At 56.5% G+C, this 1240-nt stretch carries 1 rRNA gene (cut by a window edge); it reads left to right on the top strand.

From position 1 onward, the window contains the following. Positions 1 to 1194 (top strand): 23S ribosomal RNA (locus ACZ5XS_RS45560) (it extends 1370 nt beyond the left edge of the window). Positions 1195 to 1240 lie beyond the last annotated feature (46 nt).

The raw sequence follows: 1240 nt of genomic DNA, 5'->3' as shown, positions 1-1240 counted from the left end.
CCGGTGATCCGTTTTACACGGTGAGCTGGGGGTGGCCGCAGAGACCAGCGAGAAGCGACTGTTTACTAAAAACACAGGTCCGTGCGAAGCCGTAAGGCGATGTATACGGACTGACGCCTGCCCGGTGCTGGAACGTTAAGGGGACCGGTTAGTCCGACTTCGGTCGGGCGAAGCTGAGAACTTAAGCGCCAGTAAACGGCGGTGGTAACTATAACCATCCTAAGGTAGCGAAATTCCTTGTCGGGTAAGTTCCGACCTGCACGAATGGCGTAACGACTTCTCGACTGTCTCAACCATAGGCCCGGTGAAATTGCACTACGAGTAAAGATGCTCGTTTCGCGCAGCAGGACGGAAAGACCCCGGGACCTTTACTACAGTTTGATATTGGTGTTCGGTTCGGCTTGTGTAGGATAGCTGGGAGACTGTGAAGCTTGGACGCCAGTTCAGGTGGAGTCGTCGTTGAAATACCAGTCTGGTCGTGCTGGATGTCTAACCTGGGTCCGTGATCCGGATCAGGGACAGTGTCTGATGGGTAGTTTAACTGGGGCGGTTGCCTCCTAAAGAGTAACGGAGGCGCCCAAAGGTTCCCTCAGCCTGGTTGGCAATCAGGTGTTGAGTGTAAGTGCACAAGGGAGCTTGACTGTGAGACCGACGGGTCGAGCAGGGACGAAAGTCGGGACTAGTGATCCGGCGGTGGCTTGTGGAAGCGCCGTCGCTCAACGGATAAAAGGTACCCCGGGGATAACAGGCTGATCTTCCCCAAGAGTCCATATCGACGGGATGGTTTGGCACCTCGATGTCGGCTCGTCGCATCCTGGGGCTGGAGTCGGTCCCAAGGGTTGGGCTGTTCGCCCATTAAAGCGGTACGCGAGCTGGGTTTAGAACGTCGTGAGACAGTTCGGTCCCTATCCGCTGCGCGCGCAGGAATATTGAGAAGGGCTGTCCCTAGTACGAGAGGACCGGGACGGACGAACCTCTGGTGTGCCAGTTGTCCTGCCAAGGGCATGGCTGGTTGGCTACGTTCGGGAGGGATAACCGCTGAAAGCATCTAAGCGGGAAGCCTGCTTCGAGATGAGTATTCCCACCCCCTTGAGGGGTTAAGGCTCCCAGTAGACGACTGGGTTGATAGGCCGGATATGGAAGCACGGTAACGTGTGGAGTTGACCGGTACTAATAGGCCGAGGGCTTGTCCTCAGTTGCTCGCGTCCACTGTGTTGGTTCTGAAACCACGAACAGCCCC

The organism is Streptomyces sp. NPDC033131 (assembly GCF_055578365.1).
The sequence above is the reverse complement of the archived record's forward strand: the minus strand, read 5'-3'. Positions and strand labels throughout refer to the sequence as shown.